The organism is Kitasatospora sp. NPDC048540, assembly GCF_040651175.1.
Lineage (GTDB): Bacteria > Actinomycetota > Actinomycetes > Streptomycetales > Streptomycetaceae > Kitasatospora.
The window spans coordinates 24,121-30,339 of record NZ_JBEZIR010000110.1; the positions used below are offsets into that span (position 1 = coordinate 24,121).

At 75.9% G+C, this 6,219-nt stretch carries 1 pseudogene; it reads right to left on the reverse strand.

From position 1 onward, the window contains the following. Positions 1-9 precede the first annotated feature (9 nt). Positions 10-6,216: pseudogene (locus AB0D08_RS31290) on the reverse strand (amino acid adenylation domain-containing protein); the annotation flags it as partial. Positions 6,217-6,219 lie beyond the last annotated feature (3 nt).

Sequence of the window (6,219 nt, forward strand, 5' to 3'; positions counted from 1 at the left end):
GCGGTCGGCCGGGTCGAGCAGGTCGGTGCCGCTCAGGCGGCGGTCGGGGTGGGCGGTGACCGTCTCCAGCAGGCGGACCAGGCGCGCGCCCAGTGCCTCGGCGGTGGTCCGCTCGAACAGGTCGGTGCTGTACTCCAGGGCGGCGCTGATGCCGTCGGGGGCGCCGTCGGCGTTGCGGTGCTCGACCATGCTCAGGTGCAGGTCGAACTTGGCGATCCCGACGCCGACCGGGGCCGGCTCGGCCCGCAGGCCGGGCAGGTCCAGCCCGGCCTCGCCGTCGCTGAGGAAGGCCAGCATCACCTGGAACAGCGGGTGGCGCGCCAGCGAGCGCTCGGGGCGCAGCCGCTCGACCAGCTTCTCGAACGGCAGGTCCTGGTGGGCGTAGGCGGCCAGGTCGGTGTCGCGGACCCGCTCCACCAGTTCACGGAAGGTCAGGTCGCCGGAGGTGTCGGTGCGCAGCACCAGGGTGTTGACGAAGAACCCGACCAGGTCGTCCAGGGCTTCGTCGGTGCGCCCGGCGATCGGGCTGCCGATCGGGATGTCGGTGCCCGCGCCGTGGCGGGTCAGCAGCTCGGCGAAGGCGGCCTGGAGGACCATGAACAGGCTGGCCCGGCTCTCGGCGGCCAGCGCCAGCAGGCGCCGGTGCAGCGCCGGCGGGATCCGGAACGGCACCTGGTCGCCGCGGTAGCTGATGACGGCGGGGCGCGGCCGGTCCAGCGGGAGTTCCAGCAGCTCCGGCAGGCCGGCCAGGGCCTTCGTCCAGTGGTCGAGCTGGAGGGCGTGGCGGCTGCCGGGGGCGGTCTCCTCGCCGAGCAGGTCGCGCTGCCACAGGGTGTAGTCGGCGTACTGGACCGGCAGCGGCGGTGCGGTGGGCGCGGCGCCGGTCAGGCGGGCCGCGTAGGCGGTGGACAGGTCGCGGGCGAGCGGGCGCCAGGACCAGCCGTCGCCGGCGATGTGGTGCAGCACCAGCAGCAGCACGTGCCCGTCGGGCGCGAGCCTGAACAGGGTGGTGCGCAGCGGCAGTTCGGCGGCCAGGTCGAAGCCGGTCGCGGCCTCCGCGGACAGCAGGGTGTCCAGCTCGGCCTCGTCGGTGTCCACCACCCGCAGCTCCGGGCGGGCCTCGTCCGGCGGCAGGACCTGCTGCCGGGGCACGCCGCCGGTCTCGGGGTAGCGGGTGCGCAGCGTCTCGTGGCGTTCGGTCACGTCGGCGAGTGCGGCGCGCAGCGCGGCCTCGTCCAGGTGGCCGGTCAGCCGCAGGCTCATCGGGATGTTGTAGGTCGCGCCGGGGCCCTCCATCCGGTGCAGGAACCACAGCCGCTGCTGGGCGGAGGAGAGCGGGACCGTCTCGGGCCGCGGCCGGGGCAGCAGGGGCGGGCGGACGCCCTGGGCGTCGCCGACGACGGTCGCCAGGGCGGCGACGGTGGGGGCCTCGAACAGGTCGCGGACGGCGAGTTCGGTGCCGAGGACGGTCCGGATCCGGCCGATCAGCCGGGTGGCGAGCAGCGAGTGCCCGCCGAGCTCGAAGAAGTCCCGGTCGACGCCGACCCCGGGCAGGCCGAGGACCTCGGCGAACAGCGCGCCGAGCACCTCCTCGCGCCGGTTGCGCGGGGCCTGGCCGGCCGCGTCGCCGGTCCAGTCGGGCGCGGGCAGCGCCCGGCGGTCGAGCTTCCCGTTGGGGGTGAGCGGCAGGGCGTCGAGCACCACGTACGCGGCGGGCACCTGGTGCGCCGGGAGCAGCTGCTCGGCGTGGGTGCGGACGGCCGCGACCAGCTCGCCGGCGCCGTGGGCGCGGGCGGGGTCGTTGGCCAGCGCGGCGAGCGGGGTGTCCGGGCCTGCGGTCGGACGGTAGGGGTCGGGCCCGGGGGCGGCGCCGGGCAGGGTGAACACGACGTCCAGGGCGCCCTGGTCGCCGGCGGACCAGGTGACGGCGGTCCGGTGGCCGAGCCGGGCGCCGAGCGCGTACAGCTCCTCCGGGTCGGGCAGTCCTGCGGGGGCGGGTGCGTCGAGCCGGGCGAGGGCGGTGGCAGTGTCGGTGTCGGCGAGCGCCGCGCGGGCCTGGTTCTCCTGTGCCAGGCGGAGGTTGGGCACCCCGGTGACCCGCAGCCGCTCGGGCCGTCGCTCCCGCAGCAGTGCGGCGAGCTGGTCCGGGCCGGTCAGGTCGGTGCCCCAGGCGAGGCAGTGCTCGGGGAGGTGCCCGGTGGCGGCGGCGCCGGTGCGCAGCACCACGTCGTAGCGGTGCCGGTTCATCTCGTTGTGGTCGCGGCCGCGGCGGATCTCGATCCCGACGCCGGTGACGGCGGGCGAGGCGGCGGCGAGGACGGCGAAGTAGTCCGGGTCGAGGAGCAGTTCGGGTTCGCCGGTGACGCTCTGCTCGATGCTGCGGGCCACCGCGGCGCGGTCCGCGAAGGCACCGGCGCGGCGCAGTTCGACGGCGGTGCGGAAGGTCTCCAGCAGGCGGCCGTTGCGGACGTCGCCGATGAAGACCGAGCCGCCGGGGGCGAGCAGGTCGAGGACGCCGGTGAGCACCTCGGCGAGGTAGGCGGCGTTGGGGAAGTACTGGACCACGGAGTTGAGAATCACCGTGTCGAAGTGGCCGCGGGGCAGGCCGTCGAGGACGTGCGCGGGCTGCGCCCGCAGCTCGACCCGTCCGGCCAGGTCGGGGCGGGCGTCCAGCTGCTCGCGCAGCCGGTCGATGACGGCCGGGGAGATGTCGGTGCCCCAGTACTCCTCGCAGTCGCCGGCCAGCGGGGCGAGGATCAGCCCGGCGCCGCAGCCGATCTCCAGCACCCGGCGCGGGGCGAGGGCGCGGATCCGTTCGACGCTGTCCTGCCGCCACCGGTCCATCTCCTCGACGGGGATGGGTGCGCCGGTGTAGCTGGAGTTCCAGCCGGCGAAGTCGTCGCCGAAGGCGCCGTCGAGCTCGCGGTAGTGGCCGTCGTAGGTCTGCTGCCAGCTGTCCAGCCGGCTCTGCTCGCCCCGGGTGTCGCGGCCCTCGGCGGGGTCGGCGGGCACCAGGTAGGCGACCAGCCGGCGGTCGCCGTCGTGCTCGGTGGCGAGCACGGCCGCCTGTCCGACGGTGGGGTGGGCCACCAGGGCGGCCTCCACCTCGCCGGGCTCGATCCGGAACCCGCGGATCTTCACCTGGTGGTCGGTGCGGCCGGCGAACTCCAGCTCGCCGGCGGTGGTCCAGCGCGCCAGGTCCCCGGTGCGGTACATCCGGCCGCCGGCCGGGCCGAACGGGTCGGCCACGAAGCGGGTGGCCGTCAGCGCCGGCCGGTCCAGGTACCCGCGGGCCAGGCCGCCGCCCGCCAGGTACAGCTCCCCGGTCACGCCCGGCGCCACCGGCCGCAGGGCGGCGTCCAGCACGTAGACCCGGGCGCCGGGGACCGGGCGGCCGATCGGCGGTACCACGGCGCCGGCCAGGGGCCCGCTCATGGTGGCGCAGACCGCGGCCTCGGTGGGGCCGTACGCGTTGGTCATCCGCCGTCCCGCGGACCAGCGTTCGACCTGGTCGGGTGCGGTGGCCTCGCCGGCCACCACCAGGTCCAGGCCGGGCGGCAGGGCGCCGTCGGCGAGGACCGCGAGGGCGGTCGGGGGCAGGGTGGCGAAGGTGGTGCCGGTCCGGGTGACCAGCTCGGCGAGGGCCGGTCCGGGCCGCAGCTGCTCGGCGGGGGCCACCACCAGGGCGGCGCCCGACAGCAGGCCCAGGGTGATCTCCCACAGGGCCGCGTCGAAGCTGATCGAGGCGAACTGCAGGACCCGGCTGCCCGGTCCCAGCCCGAACTTCCCGATCAGCGGCACCAGGACGGCGGTGACGCTGCGGTGCGGCACCGGGACGCCCTTCGGCTGCCCGGTTGAGCCGGAGGTGTGGATGACGTACGCGGGGTGCAGCGGGTGCAGCGGCGCGGTGCGTTCGGCGTCGGTGAGGTCGCCGTCGGCGACGCCGTCCGTCGGCGCGGTGTCGACCAGCATCCGCGGTACCGGCCCGGGCAGGCCGGGGGCGAGGGCGGTGGTGGTGAGCAGCAGCGCCGGGGCGCCGTCGCGCAGCAGGTGGGCGATCCGCTCCGCGGGGTAGCCGGGGTCGACCGGCAGGTAGGCGGCGCCGGACTTGAGGACCGCGAGCACGGCGGTGATCAGGTCGGCGGAGCGCGGCAGGGACAGCGCCACCCGCTGCTCGGGGCCGATGCCCCGGGCGACCAGCAGGCGGGCCAGCCGGTTGGCGCGGGAGTTCAGTTCGGCGTAGCTGAGCTCGCCCTCCTCGCAGACCAGGGCGACGGCGTCGGGCTGCTCGGCGGCCCGCTGCTCGAACAGCGCGGGCCAGGTGGTGTCGGGGCCGGGCCGGCCGGTGTCGTTCCAGGTGTCGAGCAGCCGGTGCCGCTCGTCCCCGGAGAGGACGGGGACGTCGCCGATCCGCCGGTCCGGGTCGGCGGCGACGGCCTCCAGCAGCACGGTCAGCCGGGTGGAGAGCGCCTCCACGGTGGCGCGGTCGAACAGGTCGGTGCTGAACTCCCAGTCGCCGCGCAGGGACCGGGTGCCGTCGGTGTGGCGCTTCTCGGCGACGGCCAGGGCCAGGTCGAACTTGGCGAAGCCGACCTCGACCGGTTCCACGGTGACCTCGAGGCCGGGCAGGGCGGGCTGCGCCTCGGGCGTGCTCTGGAACGCGAGCAGCACCTGGAACAGCGGGTTGCGGGCCGCCGAGCGCTGCGGGTTGACCGCCTCGACCAGCTTCTCGAACGGCAGGTCCTGGTGGGCGTAGGCGGCCAGGTCGGTGTCGCGGGTGCGGGCGACCAGTTCGCGGAAGGTCGGGTCGCCGGAGGTGTCGGTGCGCAGTACCAGGGTGTTGACGAAGAATCCGACCAGGTCGTCCAGGGCCTCGTCGGTGCGCCCGGCGATCGGGCTGCCGATCGGGATGTCGGTGCCCGCCCCCATCCGGGTGAGCAGGGCGGCGAACGCGGCGTGCAGGACCATGAACAGGCTGGCGTCGCAGGCCCTGGCGAGCCGGGTGAGCCGGGTGAGCAGCTCGGGCTCCAGGTGGAACGGCACGGTCCGGCCGCGGTGGGTGGCCACCGCCGGGCGGCTCCGGTCGGCGGGGAGTTCCAGGTGTTCGGGTGCGCCGGCCAGTGTCCTTGCCCAGTGGTCGAGTTGGCGGGCGCCGAGGCTGTCGGGGTCGTCGGGGTCGCCGAGGGTGCGCTGCTGCCAGAGCGCGTAGTCGGCGTACTGGACCGGGAGCGGCGGCCACTGCGGGGCGGTGCCGGCGCGCCGGGCGGCGTAGGCGGTGGCGAGGTCGCGGGTGAGGGGGGCCAGGGACCAGCCGTCGCCGGCCACGTGGTGCAGCAGCAGGAGCAGCACGTGCTGGTCGGCGGCGAGGGTGAACAGCGTGGCGCGCAGCGGCAGTTCGGTGGTGATGTCGTAGGGGTGGCGGGCGGCGAGGGCGAGCCGTTCGGCGAGGTCCGCCTCGGAGGCGGTCTCGACGGCGAGCACAGGTTGGGCCTCCTCCGGCGGCAGGACGTGCTGGTACGGCTCGCCGTCGTGGCTCGGGTGGAGGGTGCGCAGGCTCTCGTGGCGCCGTACCAGGTCGGCGAGGGCGGCGCGCAGGGCCTGCTGGTCGGGTTCGCCGTGCAGGCGCAGGGCGAGCGGGATGGTGTAGGTGGAGTTCGGCCCCTCGAGGCGGTTGAGGAACCACAGCCGGCGCTGGGCGGAGGACAGCGGTACCCGTTCGGGCCGCGGGACGGGGGTCAGCGCGGGGCGGGTGTCCCTGGCCTCGTCGAGGACCTTGGCGAGGGCGGCGACGGTGGGGGCCTCGAACAGGTCGCGGACGGCGAGTTCGGCGCCGAGGACGGTCCGGATCCGGCTGGTCAGCCGGGTGGCGAGCAGCGAGTGCCCGCCGAGCTCGAAGAAGTCCTCGTGGATGCCGGCCTGCGGGATGCCGAGCACCTCGGCGAACAGGGTGGCGAGGATCTCCTCGCGGGGTGAGCGGGGCAGGCCGGCGGAGGCCGACGGGAGCCGGGTGGGGGCGGGCAGGGCGGCGCGGTCGAGTTTGCCGTTGGGCGTCAGCGGCAGCGCGTCCAGCACCACGAACGAGGACGGCACCATGAACGCCGGCAGCACCCGGCCCAGCGCCTCGCGCACCTCCGCCTGGTCCAGCACCGCACCGGCCGCGGCGACCAGGTACGCGACCAGCCGCCGGTCACCCGGGCGGTCCTCCCGGGCCAGCACGGC